13 protein-coding genes and 1 riboswitch are annotated in these 15,612 nt (G+C 72.6%); of the genes, 4 read left to right on the plus strand and 9 right to left on the minus strand.

Translation table 11 applies throughout. The annotated features are described in order from the left end of the window. Positions 1 to 5 precede the first annotated feature (5 nt). Positions 6 to 3,206, minus strand: coding sequence for a sacsin N-terminal ATP-binding-like domain-containing protein (locus HEB94_RS08085; protein ID WP_192749320.1), 3,201 nt, complete (start codon positions 3,204 to 3,206; stop codon positions 6 to 8). 96 nt (positions 3,207 to 3,302) lie between these two features. Then, positions 3,303 to 3,388: riboswitch (ZMP/ZTP riboswitch) on the plus strand. Between the two features lie 29 nt (positions 3,389 to 3,417). Here HEB94_RS08085 and HEB94_RS08090 point away from each other — a divergent pair. Beyond that, on the plus strand, positions 3,418 to 4,452 hold the full coding sequence (locus tag HEB94_RS08090) for a 5-aminoimidazole-4-carboxamide ribonucleotide transformylase (protein ID WP_192749321.1): 1,035 nt from the start codon (positions 3,418 to 3,420) through the stop codon (positions 4,450 to 4,452). Between the two features lie 57 nt (positions 4,453 to 4,509). Here HEB94_RS08090 and HEB94_RS08095 read toward each other — a convergent pair whose 3' ends face one another. After that, positions 4,510 to 6,201 carry an FAD-dependent monooxygenase gene (locus HEB94_RS08095; RefSeq protein WP_192749322.1) on the minus strand — a complete coding sequence of 564 codons (1,692 nt, stop codon included), beginning with the start codon at positions 6,199 to 6,201 and terminating at the stop codon, positions 4,510 to 4,512. A 203-nt stretch (positions 6,202 to 6,404) separates the two neighbouring features. On the opposite strand from HEB94_RS08095, the gene HEB94_RS08100 reads away from it, so the two are divergent. Next, the gene (locus tag HEB94_RS08100) at positions 6,405 to 7,142 is read left to right on the plus strand and encodes a TetR/AcrR family transcriptional regulator (RefSeq protein WP_192749323.1); all 738 of its coding nucleotides are present in this window, start codon (positions 6,405 to 6,407) and stop codon (positions 7,140 to 7,142) included. 18 nt (positions 7,143 to 7,160) lie between these two features. Here HEB94_RS08100 and HEB94_RS08105 read toward each other — a convergent pair whose 3' ends face one another. The 4 genes from HEB94_RS08105 to pheA form a co-directional block, all read right to left on the minus strand. Then, the gene (locus HEB94_RS08105; protein WP_192749324.1) at positions 7,161 to 7,454 is read right to left on the minus strand and encodes a hypothetical protein; all 294 of its coding nucleotides are present in this window, start codon (positions 7,452 to 7,454) and stop codon (positions 7,161 to 7,163) included. Continuing rightward, positions 7,439 to 8,167 carry a phosphotransferase gene (locus HEB94_RS08110; RefSeq protein ID WP_192749325.1) on the minus strand — a complete coding sequence of 243 codons (729 nt, stop codon included), beginning with the start codon at positions 8,165 to 8,167 and terminating at the stop codon, positions 7,439 to 7,441. Before HEB94_RS08110 ends, HEB94_RS08105 begins: the two co-directional genes overlap by 16 nt. Positions 8,168 to 8,364: 197 nt before the next feature. Next, positions 8,365 to 8,796 carry a DUF4446 family protein gene (locus HEB94_RS08115; RefSeq protein WP_192749326.1) on the minus strand — a complete coding sequence of 144 codons (432 nt, stop codon included), beginning with the start codon at positions 8,794 to 8,796 and terminating at the stop codon, positions 8,365 to 8,367. Between the two features lie 16 nt (positions 8,797 to 8,812). Beyond that, positions 8,813 to 9,751 (minus strand): prephenate dehydratase, encoded by a 939-nt coding sequence (gene pheA / locus HEB94_RS08120; protein ID WP_192749327.1) that lies wholly within the window; start codon positions 9,749 to 9,751, stop codon positions 8,813 to 8,815. Between the two features lie 140 nt (positions 9,752 to 9,891). On the opposite strand from pheA, the gene HEB94_RS08125 reads away from it, so the two are divergent. Continuing rightward, a complete protein-coding gene (locus HEB94_RS08125) occupies positions 9,892 to 10,887 on the plus strand; it encodes an aldo/keto reductase (RefSeq protein ID WP_192749328.1) in 996 nt (331 codons plus the stop codon). Positions 10,888 to 11,210: 323 nt separating this feature from the next. Beyond that, the gene (locus tag HEB94_RS08130) at positions 11,211 to 11,723 is read left to right on the plus strand and encodes a hypothetical protein (RefSeq protein ID WP_192749329.1); all 513 of its coding nucleotides are present in this window, start codon (positions 11,211 to 11,213) and stop codon (positions 11,721 to 11,723) included. Between the two features lie 52 nt (positions 11,724 to 11,775). Here the strand turns inward: HEB94_RS08130 and HEB94_RS08135 are convergent, their stop codons facing one another. The 3 genes from HEB94_RS08135 to HEB94_RS08145 form a co-directional block, all read right to left on the minus strand. Beyond that, positions 11,776 to 12,231 carry an RpiB/LacA/LacB family sugar-phosphate isomerase gene (locus HEB94_RS08135; protein WP_192749330.1) on the minus strand — a complete coding sequence of 152 codons (456 nt, stop codon included), beginning with the start codon at positions 12,229 to 12,231 and terminating at the stop codon, positions 11,776 to 11,778. A gap of 77 nt (positions 12,232 to 12,308) precedes the next feature. After that, positions 12,309 to 13,787, minus strand: a complete 1,479-nt coding sequence (gene gndA / locus HEB94_RS08140; protein WP_192749331.1) for an NADP-dependent phosphogluconate dehydrogenase — start codon at positions 13,785 to 13,787, stop codon at positions 12,309 to 12,311. After that, a complete protein-coding gene (locus tag HEB94_RS08145; protein ID WP_238361463.1) occupies positions 13,729 to 15,219 on the minus strand; it encodes an anhydro-N-acetylmuramic acid kinase in 1,491 nt (496 codons plus the stop codon). Before HEB94_RS08145 ends, gndA begins: the two co-directional genes overlap by 59 nt. Positions 15,220 to 15,612: the final 393 nt, after the last annotated feature.

Below are 15,612 nucleotides of genomic sequence, written 5' to 3' on the forward strand. Positions count from 1 at the left end.
GGCGCTCAGCCGGACGGGTCGAACGCCGCCTCCACCAGCAGAGTCGCGGCCTGGTCGGGTTCGGCGAGCACGGTGGCGAGGGCGTGCCGCAACTCCCACCGCCCGGTCGCCCAGGCCAGCGCGCGGGCCAGCCCGTCACCCGTCGCCGCGTGCGGCCGCCCGTCGGGTCCGACCCACCACTGCACCGGGTGGCCGTCGACGAGCAGGTCGTCGTGCTCCCACCAGGTCGTGGGAACCTCCGGGAGCAGTCGGAGTACGCCCTCGGGTACGTCACGCGGCTCACCGCCGTCACTGGTCTCACCGGCGGCGATCTCCGCGGCGATCGGGAGGTCCAGCAGCTCCGCCAGCGTCTCGGCCGTGGAACCGGAGGCGATGACGTGTCCGCCCAGGTCGGTTCGCTGCGCCCACATCGGCGAGTCGACGATCACCGCGTCGTCGGCCTCCACCACCCGGGTCTCCCCCTCGACCAGGACGCGGATGCGTTCGGGGGCGAGACCCGAGGCCGCGAGCGCGGGGTCGAGTGAGCCGAGCTCGGCCCACAGCCGGACCATCGTCCCCGCGTCCACCACGATGGTCAGGTCGGCGAGCCCACGCAGGACCCGGCGTACTCCCTCGGTGTCGAGGTCGGGGACCGAACGGACCAGGCCCAGCGCCCGCCGCGCCGTCGGATCGAACGCCGCGAGCCACTGCGGTGCGGCCCGCAGCAGCGCCGCGATCGTCGGGTCGGCGTCGGGGTCGGCGAACGCCGTGAGCGGCCGCCCCTCGACCTGGACGTGCCGGCGTACCCACCACGACGTGTACGACGGGACGTCCACGGCGTGCAGGTCGGGCTCCTCGACGTCGAGGAGCCGGGCGGGTTCGACCAGGGCCCGACGCAGCGCCGGCTCACGGGTCAGCAGCGTGAGGGCACGCGGCCAGGCGTCGTCGCGGACGAAGTCGGCGTCGCGGACGGCCAGCAGCTCCCCGACCGTGCCGCCGAACGCCCTGCCACCCTCGGCGCCCTCGCCGGAGGCGGCGACCCGGTCCAGCGCCTCCGACGCCTCACTCGCCCAGGTCTCGATGTCGTCGAGTTCGGCGAGTTCGTCCGGGGGCGCGGCGAGGTCGACGTCGGACGCCGAGACCAGGCCGAGCGTCCGCACCACACCCACCGCTTCCAGGGCCTCCTCGCCCCAGCGGTCGAAGACCTCGACGTCGAGCGGGGCGAGGTCCTCCGGGTCGAAGATCGCCTCCGCCTGCGAGCCCGGCAGTACGAGCGCGCTGGCCGGGGCCAGCTCGCCGGTGTCGTCGGGCAGGGCCAGGTCGCCGAGCCAGGGCAGGTCACCGGGTTCGAGGTCGCCCGAGCGCACGGCCGCGGCGACGAGGGCGAGCACGGCGTCGGCGACCTGCGCCGGGTCGTCGGCCTCGGGTGAGTCGTTGACCGCTGCCCGGACGGCACCGTCCTCGAGCAGGCTGCGGGGGCTCGCCGGCACCGCACCGAGTCGTTCCAGCGTGTCGAAGGCGGGTTCGGCGCCGGCGAGTGGATGCACGAGGCGAAGGCCGTAGGCCGCGAGGACGCTGGACGCCTCGGCGGGTACCTGCGCGCCACCAGGAAGGAGCAGGCCCCGCGCGCCGCGGGCGATCCGCCCGTCGGCCAGCGGGACGGGCAGGGCGCCCAGGGCCTCCCGGCGTTCGGGGTCGGCGACGGTGGCGGCGAGCGCGACGTACAGGTCGTGCCACCACCGCGGCCCGTGGGCGTCGGCCACCGCGCCCAGCTCGTCCACCAGGTCGGCGAGCGGCAGCCGGCGCACCCCGAGCGCGTCGGAGGCGGCCCGGTCGCGCCGGTCGAGCGACACCAGCCCACCCACGACGGAGGCCAGCATCCGGACCAGGTCCTCGTCGGCGCCCTCGACGACCACGGCGTCGCGGGGCCGCAGCAGGGTGTGCGGATCCTCCACGGAGGGCAGTAGCGGTGTCGCCGGGAGCCGGCGGAGGATGCCGTCGCGCAGCGCGCCGTCGAGCCGGCCCACCGGCAGCCCGACCGGGACCAGGCCCAGCGCGTCGGCACCGGCTTCGGCCCGGCTGCGGGCGAGGTCGCCGTAGGCGGCCGCGGCCTCCTCCACCAACCGGTCGGTGAGCGGCCCTGGCGCGACGTGTCGGCGGGTCGGGTCGAGCGGGAACGATGCCAGCAGCAGCGCCGGCAGGGACAGCGGCTCGTCGGTGGGGGTCGGCGCGTGCACGACTCCCGGCAGACCCGGAACGCCACCGGCCTCGGGCGCGGCCATCCCACCAGTGCGCCCGCCCGTGGGCCCGGCGGCGATTCCCGCCAGCGGATCGGCCGGCGCACCGTCGCGTGGCACCGCCCACAGCACCGACCAGTACGGCCGGTCGCGCTCCTCGGTGGGCCGGTCGGCGAGCAGCGCGGCCCGCTCCGCCGGCGTCCACGTCCCGCCGGTGCGGGCGGAGTGCCAGCGGCTGCCGGCGTCGGCGAGCACCCGGAACGGTCCACCGCCACCGTCGAGGTCGATCTCGATCCGCTCCAGCTGCGGCAACGCGAGCAGCAGCGCGTCGTCGGCCTCGGTCAGCAGCCGGCGGACCAGGTCGGCCGCCGCCTCGTCGCGCAGCGGCAGGAGGACCGCGGTCTCGAAACCCGCGGGTGGTTCCCCTTCGGCGGCGAAGGGCAGCCGCAGGGTCGGGACGTGACCTCCGCGCCGGCGTACCTCCTCGGCCAGGGCGGGCGAGGTCTCCGCCGCCTCGCCGACCAGCGCGGCGGTGTCGTCGCGGGAGAAGCGCACGCCGCCGGTCCGGGACAGCACGGTGGGTTCGTCGGTGACGGCGAGCACGGCCGCGAAGCCCACACCGAAGCGGCCGACCACGTGCGGGGCGGCGGAGGGTTCGTCACGCTTGGCCGAGGCGCGCAGCGTCGCGAGCGCCTCCACACCTTCGGCGGTCAGCGGCGCACCGGTGTTCTCGGCGACCAGGACGGGTCCTCCGGACTCCTCCCAGGCCCGCGGGTCATCGCGCAGGGTGAACCGCAACAGACCGGGCACACCGGCTCGCGCGGCGGCGTCCGCGGCGTTCTGCGCGAGTTCGACCACGAGGCGGTCGCGGTAGCCGCCGAGGGCGAGGTCCTCCTCGGCGTTGGCGTCCTCACGGAAGCGGGCCGGCGACGCGGACCACGAGGCGAGGACTCGGTCACGGATCTCCGCGGTCGCGAAAGGGTCGGTCACTGTTGTGATTATCGACCCTCCGCCACCGAATATCCGCCCAGGGCGCGCGCCTTCCGGATCATGGTCCGCCCGGGGGCACGTCTTCTGGGGGTGAGGTCGACGTGCCGCGACTGGCGAGGATGGGTTCAACCATCGGGGAGCGGCACACCGTCCGACCGGCTTCGACCGCCTGGGGGCCTCGGTCAGCTCAGCTGCCACCGAGGAGGATCCCGTGAAGCTGCGTTACGGCCTCAACCCACATCTGCGCCCGGCATCGGCCGAGCCGGTCACGCCAGGACGCTCGCCCGTAGGCGTCGTGCACGGCGCGCCGTCCTACATCAACCTGCTGGACGCCCTCGCCGGGTGGCGACTGGTCCGTGAGGCCTCCGGCCTGTTCGGGCTCCCCGCCGCCGCGTCGTTCAAGCACGTCTCACCCGCCGGGGTGGCGCTGGCCGGGCCGGTCGACGAGGCGATGGTCGCGACGTTCCGGCTCGACCAGGCACCACTGGCGCCGGAGGACCTCAGCCCGGTCACGCGGGCCTACGTCCGGGCGCGGGACGCGGATCCGAAGTCGTCGTTCGGCGACTTCGTGGCGGTATCGGAGACCGTCGACGTGTCCCTCGCGCGGGTGCTGCGCCGCCAGGTGAGCGACGGCATCGTCGCCCCGGGCTACACACCCGAGGCGCTCGACATCCTGACCGCCAAGAAGAGCGGCGCTTACCTCGTCCCGCAGGCCGACCCCACCTTCGAGCCGCCGGAGCAGGAGGTACGCGAGGTGTTCGGTCTGCGCCTCGTCCAGCCAACTGACAAGACGCCCTTGACACGGGACCTCGTGCACGTCGACGTCGCCGGTCGACCCGTCCCGGACCACGCGGTCGAGGACCTGCTGCTCGCCCTCGTCGTGCTCCGGCACACCATGTCCAACTCCGTCGCCTACGTACGCGGTGGCATGACGCTCGGCATCGGCTCCGGGCAGCAGTCCCGGATCGACTGCACCACCCTCGCCGGAGCCAAGGTGGACACCTGGTGGGACCGTCGGCGCCCGCCCAGCCTCGACCCCGACGACCACCGCGCCGCGCTGGCACAGGTCTGCGTCGGATCCGACGGCCTGGTGCCCTTCCGCGACAACATCGACGAGGCCGCCCGACACGGCGTGGAGTGGTTCGCCGAGCCGGGCGGCTCGGTCCGCACGGGTGAGGTCGAGGACGCCTGCCGCGAGCACGGGATCGGCCTGGTGCGCACGGGCATCCGGCTCTTCCAGCACTGACCCCACCCGATCCAGGGCAGGCGCGGTTCAGCCGGCCGCGCCCGTCGGCAACGCCCGTCAGGCGCGGGCGAGGACGGCGCGCAGAACCCGGGACAGCTCGGCGCCCGGGTTCTCCGCCGCACCCGCGCACCGCCACGCGACCACGCCGTCAGGTCGGACGAGGAGCGCACCGTCGGGGTGCAGGCCGTGCCTCGCCCCGATGTCCACGCCCGCGTCCGCGCCGTCCGCGCCGTCCAGGCCAACCACGCCAGCCACACCGTCCGCCCCGGCCACACCGTCGTCGCCACCTCCGGCGGCGTCGTCCGGCGCGCCGAGGCGGTAGCAGCGCACCGGGACGCCCAGGTCGGCCGCGCTGGTCCGAGCCGCGTCCAGCCAGCCGTCCGCCTCCGCTCCGGCGAGCAGCACGAAGTCCTGGCCGTACAGGTCGATGGTGGAGATCTCCTTGCCCCGCGTACGGATCGGCACGTGCGGGGCCCGGGTGCCGGGTTGTCCGGCGAGTTCGCTCTGCGGCAGCGGGCTGGCGTCCTCGGCCGCGCCGAGCACGGCGGTGGAGCGGTACTGGTAGCCCATCGACACCGCGGAGTACTCCAGCAGCGGCACCTGCGTGCCCGGACCCATCCGGGCGCCGAAGCGGGCGAAGGCCTGTCCCATGGTGAGGTGACCGGTCGCGTGGCGCTCGTCGTGGTAGCTGTCCAGCAGCGCCGGGCCGGCGTTCCCGCGCAGCACCGCCGCGAGCTTCCAGGCGAGATTCTGCGCGTCCTGGACGCCGGTGTTGCCGTTCAGCCCGCCGGTCGGCGGCATCAGGTGGGCGGCGTCACCGACCAGGAAGACCCGGCCGCGGCGGTACTCCCGGGCCACCTGCGCGCCAATGCTGAACCCGAAGATCTTCCGGTCCGTACCCGGGATCTGCGGCCGCAAGGTGACCTTGACGTCGGGCAGGCCGGCGGCCGCCCGCACCATGTCGGCCACCCGCTCGTCGGTGAAGTCCTCCAGGGACTCCTGGTCGGGTGCGTAACCGGTGCTGAAGACCCAGCGCCGGCCGAGGTCGTCGTGGGCCATCAGGGTGGTGTAGGGCTGCGGACGTTGCAGGTAGGCGATGGCGACCTCGCGGCCCCGGGTCGCCGGGGTGAGGTCGGCGTCGACGAGTGCGGTGACGAGGTGGAACAACGCACCCGGACCCTCGACCTCGATCCCCAGGTGCTCACGGACGGGACTGCTCCCGCCGTCCGCGGCGATCAGGTAGTCGGCCCGGACCTCGTACGCCTCCCCGCCCCTGCGGTCCCGGAGCAGGGCGCGGACGCCGTCGTCGTCCTGCTCGAACGACGTGAGCTCGGTCGAGAAACGCACGTCCGCGCCGAGTTCGCGGGCCCGTGCCCGCAGCAACAGCTCCACCTGGTCCTGGTCGATCGGGCCGAACGAGCAGGGAGTGGTGCCCGCCGGGTTGGGGTCACCCTCCTCCTCCGTCGGGCTGGCGTACTCCGCGTCGGCCAGGGTCTCGGCGCGGATCAGGACCCACTCGAAGGTCTCGCCGGGCGCGAAGCTCGCCTCCCGGATGGCCGGCTCCAGGCCCACCTGACGGAAGGCCTCGACGGTCCGTGGGCTCACGCCACGCAGCCGGGGGTGCATCAGGAGGTCGGGGTGGCGTTCGACGAGTGTGACCGGCACTCCGTGCCAGGCCAGGAAGACCGCGCTGGCCAGCCCGGTCAGCGAGCCACCCACCACCAGGACCGAGGTCTGCTCTGCCGCCATCGTCGTACTCCTTCGTTCGGGGTTCTCGTCATGGGTTCTTGGGGACTCGGTCGGTCGCTTCGAGGCGGTCAGTTCGAGGAGGTGCCTCAGGTCCCGCGGTCTCGAGGCCCCGACCGGAGCCACATTCAACCATCCGGATGATTCTGTCAACCAGTTGGATGAGACATTCATCCGTACGGTTGACTCCTGGTAGGGTCGCGACCATGGCGAGGAAGCAGGCTCCCGAGAAGGCCGAAGCGACGCGGCCCGAGGGCGGCGACCCGGGCTCTCGACGGCGTACGCCCGCGGCCGCCGATCGGCGCCGCGATCCCGAGCGCACCCAGGAGCGGATCCTCGACGCGGGCCTGGCGGAGTTCTCCGCGAAGGGCTACGCCGGCGCCCGGGTCAACGAGATCGCCGAGCGAGCAGGCGTCAACAAGCAGCTCATCTCCTACTACTTCGGCGGCAAGGCCGGCCTGCACCGTGCGTTGCTGGCACGGTGGCGACAGGGCGAGGACGAGGTGGTCGCGGGCCAGCGGGAGCGGACGCTGCCCGACCTCGTCACCGGCTACGTCGCCCGGCTCCCACGCGACCGCGACCTCGCCCGGCTCCTCGCGTGGGAGGGCCTCACCACGCCCGACGGCACCGGGACCAGTCGAAGCGCCGAGGAGCCCGAAGGTGCCGCCGAGGACGCCGACGACCCCAGTGGACAGGTGCGCACCTCACGCATGCAGGAGGCGCTGGCGGACCTCGACCGCCGCCAACGCGACGGTGAGATAGCCGACGACCTCGACCCGCGGGCGTTCCTGCTGGCGATCATGGCCGCGACGACGGCGCCGGTGACCCTGCCGCACCTCGCACGCAGCATCTACGGCACCGACCCCGACTCCGACGATTTCGCCGCGGCCTACGCCGAGCAGTTGGCCCGGATGGTCCGCCATCTCGCCGGACCGAAGAACTGACCCGCCGCGGCCCGGAAGCTAGGCAAGGATCGACGCGTCGTAGGCGAGGAGGTCGAGGACGCACACCAGCGCGGCGTGCCTGCTCCGGACCGAGTCCACCGCCAGGGGCGTCCCGAACTCCTCCGCGGCCGCGAGCACCGTGGCGAGCCGCCGCAACGCCTCCCGCAGCAGCATCGGCCCGACCAGGGGGCGTTCGGCCGCGCTCCATGGACGGTCGGCGGCATAGGCGGCGAGACCCGAACGCAACCGGCCCATGAGGTCGGCGACCGTGCCCCGGTCAGATCCGCCGGGCGCGTTCACGTAGGGATGCACGTGGAACCAGTACAGCGCGCACGCGACGCCGAACAGCACCGGTTCGTGTGTGGTGAGAAGTCGAGGACGACGACCGCCCGGCCATGCCGCTCCGTGCCGGCTTCACCGCTCCCGTCGTCGAGCACGTTGTCCGGACCGTGGTCGCCGTGCACGACCTGGCGGCGCGACGCCTCGAACGCCGGCGCCCAGCCCGCCACCGTCTCCAGGGCCTTCGCGACCGGGTCGGGGGCGAGCCAGCCCGGTCCGCGTTCGACCAGGCGGGGCAGGTGCGCGGCCAGCCAGCCGGGCGAGACGACCCGGGTCCAGAGGTGGTCGCGGGTGCGGAGTTCGGCGGGGACGTCGACGCCCGCGAGCGCCCGGTCGTACGCCGCGAGATGGCCCAGCACAGCATCGGCCTGTGCACGGGTCGGCCAGGCGGGCAGCACCGAGCCGGGGAGGAACTCCTGCACCCAGTACCCGGAGCTGGTCACCTCACCGCCGGTCGTGCGGAACAGGCGCGCCTGGCGGACGCCCACGGCGTTCAGATGTTCCTCGACGGTCGCGTACAACTCGACGTCCGCGCGACGGTAGACCGGCTTGAGGAGGAAGACACCGCGGGAGGTGGTGAGCTTGGTGACCACCTCCGAGCCACCGGTCACCGGCTCGACGGACAGCGGCGTACCCAGGTCGAACTCCCCGGCGAGCCGGCGCCCAACGTCGTCCGTCACGGGCATCCGATGCTCCTCACTCGGTCTCCGGTACGACACGCCGGGGCGATTCACACCCTCACCGGCCGGCTTGTCGGTGGTCCCTGGCAAGGTATGTCTCGCCCTGGCACCGCGGTGACCCACGCCCACCGCGGTTCCGGGGCAAACAGGGGCCAAGCAACGGGCAAGCACGCGTCCGGCAAGTCACGGTTGACGGCGAGCGCTCAGCTCCGAACGATCGCGCCCATCGCGTAGCCGACGGCCTCGAACTCCTCCGGAGACAGGTGCACGTCCCCGTTGCCCCGTCGGACGTTCTTGGCGTAGGAACGGCCACCCTCGGTGTCGTTGATGGTCGTCAACACCACACCGTCTCCGGCGTCGTCCAGCAGCGCGACCGACCACGACGTCGGGGCCTCACGCGAGCCGAGACCGGCGTACCGCACGACCGCGACGTGCCTGAGTGCCTGCGACAGGCCGGCCCGGAGATCACCGAGTTCGGCGCGCAGGCGCGCGGAGTTGCGACCGTCGTAGGCCGCGATCACCGCCTGTTGCCGGCGCGCGGCCAGGAAGAGAGCGACCCCGCCGAGGACGACGGCGAACGCGCCGAGCACCACCGCGACGATGGCGAGGTTGCGGGCGAGGGTGGGATCACTCATTCGCCGGCAAGGCCCATCAGGTACGCCCTTCCTTCAGGCTGGCGAGCCAGCTGGCAGCGTCACGGAAGTCCACGTCGCTCGTGCCGGGTCGCGTACTGATCCGGGCACCGTCGGCGCGGGGGTAGGAGCCGAGGAACCGTACCTCTCCACAGACACGACGTAAACCCATCAGCGCCTCACCGACCCGGGCCTCCTCGACATGGCCCTCGCAGTCGATGGAGAAGCAGTAGCGCCCGATCCCGTCACCGGTCGGGCGGGACTCGATCCGGGTGAGGTTGACCCCTCGGACGGCGAACTCGTCGAGGATCTCCAGCAGCGCACCGGGGTGGTCGTCCCGGATGAACGCGACCAGCGAGGTCTTGTCGGCCCCGGTCAGCGGAGGCGGCGGGACCGGCCTGGTCGCCAGTACGAACCTCGTGACCGCGTCGCGGTTGTCCTCGATCTGGTCGGCGAGGACGTTCAGGTGGTACTGCTCGGCGGCGATCCGCGGCGCGATCGCGGCGTCGAACTCCGAACCCGGTTCGGCCACAGCCGCGGCAGCGGCGGCGGTCGAGGAGGCGAGCATGACCTCGGCCCGCGGCAGGTGATCGGCCACCCAGTGCCTGGTCTGCGCGGCGGCGTGCGGGTGGGTGGTGATCCGCTTGCAGTCCTCGAGGTGGGTGCCCGGCCGGGCCATCAGGGCGAACGACACCCGCAGCAGGATCTCGCGGGTGATCACCAGCCGGCCGTCGGCGAGCTCGTCGAGGGTGACGGGCACACCGCCCTCGACGGAGTTCTCGATCGGAACGACGGCGCCGTCTGCCTCGCCGGAGCGGACGGCCTCCAGGGCCGCGGGCACGCTGGCGCACGGCAGGAGTTCGGCGTGCTCGACGTCGGGGACTGTGCGCAGGGCCGCCTCGGTGAACGTCCCGGACGGGCCAAGATACGCATATCGGACTCGTACTGCATCAGTCACGCTCCGAGAGTAGACCGGCCGATCTCCCCTTCCCGCGCGAGGGGACCCCGCTACCCGCGGACTGGCCTGCGGATTGGCTCGGGAACGCACGCCCTGGGCGGCCCGGCCAACCGAACCACATCAGCCCTACCGTGAAGCCCATGCAGACTCACGACAATGCGAGCACGACCCGTCGACTGGGCCGGAGCGACCTGGAGGCGAGCGCGCTCGGCCTCGGTTGCTGGGCCATCGGTGGACCGTTCACCATGTTCGGCGTCCCCGACGGCTGGGGCGAGATCGACGACGCCGAGTCGATCCGCGCGGTCCAGCGCGCCGTCGACCTCGGTGTGACGTTCTTCGACACCGCTGACGCCTACGGCACCGGGCACAGCGAGCGCGTCCTCGGCCAGGCCCTCGCCGCCCACCGGGACCGCGTGGTGATCGCCACGAAGTTCGGCTACACCTACGACGAGGACAAGCGCGACCTGACCGGAAGTGACACCTCGCCCGCCTACGTCCGCCGCGCGTGTGAGGCCTCGCTGCGCCGCCTCGGCACCGACTACATCGACCTCTACCAGCTCCACGTCGGCGACCTGCCCGCGGCCGAGGCGGCCCCGGTCCGGGACACCCTGGAGGAGCTCGTGGAGGCCGGACTGATCCGGGCCTACGGCTGGAGCACGGACGACGCCAGCAAGGTCACGGTGTTCGCCGAGGGGCCACACTGCGTGTCGATCCAGCACGACCTGAACCTCTTCACCCCCGCCTCGGACCTGCTGGCCGCCTGCGAACGCCACAGCCTGACCAGCATCAACCGCACCCCGCTCGGGATGGGACTGCTGACCGGGAAGTTCCGCGCCGACTCCACGCTGCCTGCCGACGACGTACGCGCGAACGCGCCGTGGCAGCGGTGGTTCAAGGACGGCCGGCCCTCTGCGGAGCTGCTCGGCAAGCTCGAGTCGGTCCGCGAGATCCTGCGCAGCGACGGCCGCAGCCTCGCCCAGGGCGCGCTGGCCTGGATCTGGGGTACCAGCGACCGGACGATCCCGATCCCCGGGTTCCGCACCGTCGCCCAGGTCGAGGACAACGCGGGCGCGCTCGCCCTCGGACCGCTGAAGCCGGCCCAGGTGGCGGAGGTCAACGCTCTGCTCGGGACCTAGGGTGCGTCTCCCACATCCCGCCTGACTCGCGATACCCCGCATCCACGCTGGCCACGTTGTCCTCGTCGCGCGTAGAACACCGCTACGCGCTCCTCCTCCGCCTCGCCACCGCGGCGCGGATGCACCGCTCGCTTCACCGGCTCGATGTGGGAGACGCACCCCAGTAGGGCGGCAGTCCGGTCGCGCTCGTCGCGCGGCGGAAAGCCCCGGGCGTGTCGGGCCCGGGGGTTTTGTGGGGGGACTGACCGGTCGGGGTGGGTCCGCTCCGATGCCGGTGCCAGAAAGCACCTCGTCGATGGTCGGTCCCGGGCAGGATGACGAACATGGGGGCCTCAGTCGTCCGGATGAACCTCGCGTTTTCCCGCACGCTGGCTCGGATCGCCCTGGCGATCGAGGCGGTGGTGGCGATCTCCGTGGTGGCCTGGCTGGACGGGATCAACCCCCTGTCGTTCCTCATCCTGCTGGCCCTCGCGCTGCTGGCCGCGTGGCTGGTCTCGGTGGCGGTCGAAAGTATCGAGCTGCGCGCGGACGACACCGGCCTGACGTTCGTGCGGCGGGGCACCGAGGTTCTCTTCCCCTGGTCCGACATCGGCGCGCTGGGGACAACCTCGTTCAACGGGATGCTGTGGATCGCTCTGTGGCCCGCTGCGGATGCGACCCGGCCGGGCCAGAGCTTCATGCGCCGGGCCTGGTCGGACCAGGTGGGCGGCTACCTGCTCGGCCGTTTGAACCAGTGGGAACGCGAACCCGACGCCGTGTGCGACCTGCTCCGGGAACACGCGGGTGACAAGTGGACCGACGACCCGACGGCCACGCCTCAGGAGCCGGCCGGTTAGAGGTTCGCGGACCCCGCCGCGGGCACGGCCGAGGACCCGGCCCGCGCGATCCTCACCGGGCGGAGGGCTGCGCGGCGATACCGTCGACGTGGGCGACGTTGGCCCGGTCGTCGGGCTCCTCACTCGCCGCGCCGGCGAACCACGCGTCCAGGATCTCCCCCAGCAGCGGCTCTGAGACGACACGGAGGCTGAGGGCCAGCGCGTTCGCGTCGTTCCAGCGCCGCGCGCCCTGTGCGGTGTAGGCGTCCGCGCACAACGCGGCCCGGACGCCCGGAACCTTGTTGGCGGCGATCGACGCGCCGGTGCCCGTCCAGCAGCACACGACGGCCTGGTCGGCGCGACCGTCGGCCACGTCGCGCGCCGCGGCCTCCGACGCCCACGCCCAGTCGTCGCGTTCCTCCGGGCTGAGCGCGCCGTGCGTGAGGACCTCGTGGCCGCGGCTCTCCAGCTCGGCGACGAGCTTCCCGGCGACGCCGGAGGTCATGTCGGAGGACACCGAGATGCGCATGCGGTGACGCTACCGCCACCGAGCCAGTCCGCGGACGGTGCGGCGTGGCCGAGCTCGTCCGCGGACCGGAAAGGCGCTCAGGCCTCCTGCTCGGACTTGTCTCCGGACCAGTCGAGGTGGAAGGACCCCTCGGCGTCGGTCCGGCGGTAGGTGTGCGCCCCGAACAGGTCGCGCAGACCCTGCAGCAGCGCGGCCGGCAGCCGGTCGCGGCGCAGCGCGTCGTAGTAGGACAGCGCGGCACCGAACCCGGGCACCGGAACTCCGGCGGCGGCGGCCGTCGCGACCACCCGGCGCCAGGACTCCTGACCCTCGTTGACCGTGCGCGCGAAGTACGGGTCGACCAGCAGCGAGGGCAGGTCGGGGGTCTTCTCGTACGCCTCGCGGATCCGGTCCAGGAACCGGGCCCGGATGATGCAGCCGCCGCGCCAGATGGTGGCCATGGCGCCCAGGTCGATGTCCCAGTCGTAGGCCTCCGCGCCGTCGCGGATCATGTCGAAGCCCTGCGCGTAGGCCACGACCTTCGACGCGTACAGCGCCCGGCGGACGTCCTCGACGAACTCCTCCGGCTTGTCGATCGTGATCTTCGTCGACGGCCCCTCGAGCACACCGTTGGCCGCCTGGCGCTGCTCGGCGTGGCCGGAGACGGACCGCGCGAAGACCGCCTCGGCGATCCCGGACACCGGCGTACCGAGGTCCAGCGCGATCTGCACCGTCCAGCGTCCGGTGCCCTTCTGCTCCGTCTGGTCGAGCACGACGTCGACGAAGGCGCCCTCACCGCGCGGGTCCTTCGCGGCGAGGACCTCTGCGGTGATCTCGATCAGGAACGACTCGAGGTCGCCGGAGTTCCAGGTCCGGAAGATCTCGGCGAGCTCCTCGGTCGACTTGCCGAGCACGGTCCGGAGCAGGTCGTACGCCTCGCCGATGAGCTGCATGTCGGCGTACTCGATGCCGTTGTGGACCATCTTCACGAAGTGCCCGGCACCGTCGGCGCCGACGTGCGTGCAGCACGGCGTGTCGTCGACCTGCGCGGCGATCGACTCGAGGATGGGGCCGAGCGTCTGGTAGGCCTCGGCGGTGCCGCCGGGCATGATGCTCGGACCCAGGAGCGCGCCCTCCTCGCCGCCGGAGATCCCGGTGCCGACGAAGTGCAGGCCGCGTTCGCGGAGCGCCGACTCACGGCGACGCGTGTCGATGAAGTGCGCGTTGCCCCCGTCGACAACGATGTCGCCGGGTTCGAGCGCGTCCGCCAACTGCTCGATCACCTCGTCGGTACCCGCACCCGCCTGGACCATGATGATCACCTTGCGCGGCCGCTTCAGCGAACGCACCAGGTCCTCGATCGAGTCACACACGATGAAGGTGCCCTCATCGCCATAGGTGGCGACGAGCGCGTCGGTCCGCGCCTTCGTACGGTTGTGAACGGCGACGCTGTGGCCGTGACGGGCGAGGTTGCGGGCAAGGTTGCGGCCCATGGTGGCGAGTCCGGTGACCGCGATGTCAGCCTGCGCCGGCTGCTTGGCGGAGCTGCCGTTGGGCTCGGTCGTCGTTTCCGTCATGCTTCGATCCTCTCGCTTGCGCGGGCTCGATCCTCAGTCGGGTCGGAACGGCGCCCGATGGTTCGGGGAGCCGAAGCGGGCCGTCACCGGGCGTGAGACTTCCCAGGACGGAGGCTGTGTCCGCACCTGTGCAGGCCGGCACCGTCCCCGGTACCCCGTGGAACGTGAGAAAACCCAACAAACCGAACGCGTACGCCTCCTTGCTGTCGGCCGGGAGCCCGAGATCGTCGACCGGTCGGATGACGAGGGTCCCCGCAGAGGTGGCCGCGGTCTGGCCACTGGGCGGCGCGGGCTCGGGACTACCGGCCACGGGTCCGGTCGGGTTCTCGGTGTGTGCTCGCTCGGTGTGTGCTTGCTCGGTGTGTGCTTGCTCGGTGGAGTCGCCGACGGCTGCACTGACACCGGCGAGTTCGCTGATCCGACGCATCAACCACGCATTTCGGACCCCTCCACCTGACACGATCAGCTCACCCACGGCGTGGGTCCGGCAGTCGCGGACAACGACGCGGGCGGTCAGCTCGGTCACGGTCGCGATCACGTCGACCGGTGCCAGGCCGGGGAAACGCTCGAGGCGGGCGTCGAGGTATCCGGAGTGGAAGAGTTCCTTGCCGGTCGACTTGGGCGCCGGCCGGTCGAAGTACGGGTCGTCCAGCAGCGCGTCGAGCAGCCCTTCGTGCACGGTGCCGGAGGCGGCGAGGGCGCCGTCGACGTCGTAGGGCCGGTCGAAGTAGTGGCGGCAGGCGAGGTCGATCAGGGCGTTCGCCGGGCCCAGGTCGTAGGCGAGGACGGTGCCGTCGGGTCGGACGAGGGTGAGGTTGGCGATGCCGCCGAGGTTCAGCGCCGCCCGCGCGACCGGCCCGGGCGGCAGCAGCAGGACGTCCAGGATGCTGACCAGCGGCGCTCCCTGTCCGCCCCGGGTGATGTCGCGGCTGCGGAGATCGGAGACGACCGGCGTATCGGTGCGCTGCGCGATCCACGCCGGTTGGCCCAACTGGAGGGTGCCGCGCGCCTGCCCGGACTCGATCCAGTGGAAGACGGTCTGGCCGTGGGAGACGACGAGGTCGGCCCGGCCGTCTGCGAGCTCCGCGATTCCGCGGGCCGCCGCCTCGGCGAACGCCTGCCCGAGCAGCGTGTCGAGCCGGCAGACGTCCTCCAGCGACACCCGCGCGGGCGGCAGCACCTGTCCGATGAGGTCGCGCACGGCCGGGTCGTGGGGGTGTTCGAGGTCGCCGAGGGGCTGGAGCACGATCTCCGCGCCGTCGAAGTGGAAGTCGGCGGCGGCCACGTCGATCCCGTCGTACGACGTGCCGGACATCAGCCCGATCACCCGCGTCGTCGTACCCGGCCCGACCCCTGACCTGTCACCTGACCTGTCACTCGTCGTGTCGCGCCCCATGCCCTGGGACGCGATCCCTGGCACGATGCTGCCCATGTCCGCCGCCTCCACTCCAGACCCGACCCTTCGCCCCGACATCGACTGGTTCGACTGGCACGCACCCTACGGTGACCCCGGAAGCGAGCTGTCCCGAAGACTGCAGGTGGTCCAAGGCCACATCCGGCGCGCGCTCTCCGAACGGGCACCGGGTCCGATCCGCGTGGTGAGCCTGTGCGCGGGCCAGGGACTCGACCTGATCGGCGTCCTGGCCGACCACCCGCGCCGGTCCGACGTCTCCGCCCGGTTGGTCGAACTCGATCCGCGCAACGTCGCCATCGCGCGGGAGGGGGTCGCCGCGACCGGGCTGAGCTCCGTCGAGGTGGTGGCCGGGGACGCCGCGGTCACCGACGCCTACGCCGGCGCCGTCCCGGCCGACCTCGTCCTGTGCTG

It is taken from the genome of Actinopolymorpha pittospori (assembly GCF_014873875.1).
Classification (GTDB): Bacteria; Actinomycetota; Actinomycetes; order Propionibacteriales; family Actinopolymorphaceae; genus Actinopolymorpha; species Actinopolymorpha pittospori.

What these genes read in the sequence shown, in the direction of transcription:
- HEB94_RS08095 (WP_192749322.1), bottom strand. Translation starts at nt 6,201, where the DNA reads ATGGCGGCAGAGCAGACCTCGGTCCTGGTGGTGGGTGGCTCGCTGACC.
- HEB94_RS08100 (WP_192749323.1), top strand. Translation starts at nt 6,405, where the DNA reads ATGGCGAGGAAGCAGGCTCCCGAGAAGGCCGAAGCGACGCGGCCCGAG.
- HEB94_RS08110 (WP_192749325.1), bottom strand. Translation starts at nt 8,167, where the DNA reads ATGCCCGTGACGGACGACGTTGGGCGCCGGCTCGCCGGGGAGTTCGAC.
- HEB94_RS08115 (WP_192749326.1), bottom strand. Translation starts at nt 8,796, where the DNA reads ATGAGTGATCCCACCCTCGCCCGCAACCTCGCCATCGTCGCGGTGGTG.
- HEB94_RS08125 (WP_192749328.1), top strand. Translation starts at nt 9,892, where the DNA reads ATGCAGACTCACGACAATGCGAGCACGACCCGTCGACTGGGCCGGAGC.
- HEB94_RS08130 (WP_192749329.1), top strand. Translation starts at nt 11,211, where the DNA reads ATGGGGGCCTCAGTCGTCCGGATGAACCTCGCGTTTTCCCGCACGCTG.
- HEB94_RS08135 (WP_192749330.1), bottom strand. Translation starts at nt 12,231, where the DNA reads ATGCGCATCTCGGTGTCCTCCGACATGACCTCCGGCGTCGCCGGGAAG.
- gndA (WP_192749331.1), bottom strand. Translation starts at nt 13,787, where the DNA reads ATGACGGAAACGACGACCGAGCCCAACGGCAGCTCCGCCAAGCAGCCG.
- HEB94_RS08145 (WP_238361463.1), bottom strand. Translation starts at nt 15,219, where the DNA reads ATGGGCAGCATCGTGCCAGGGATCGCGTCCCAGGGCATGGGGCGCGAC.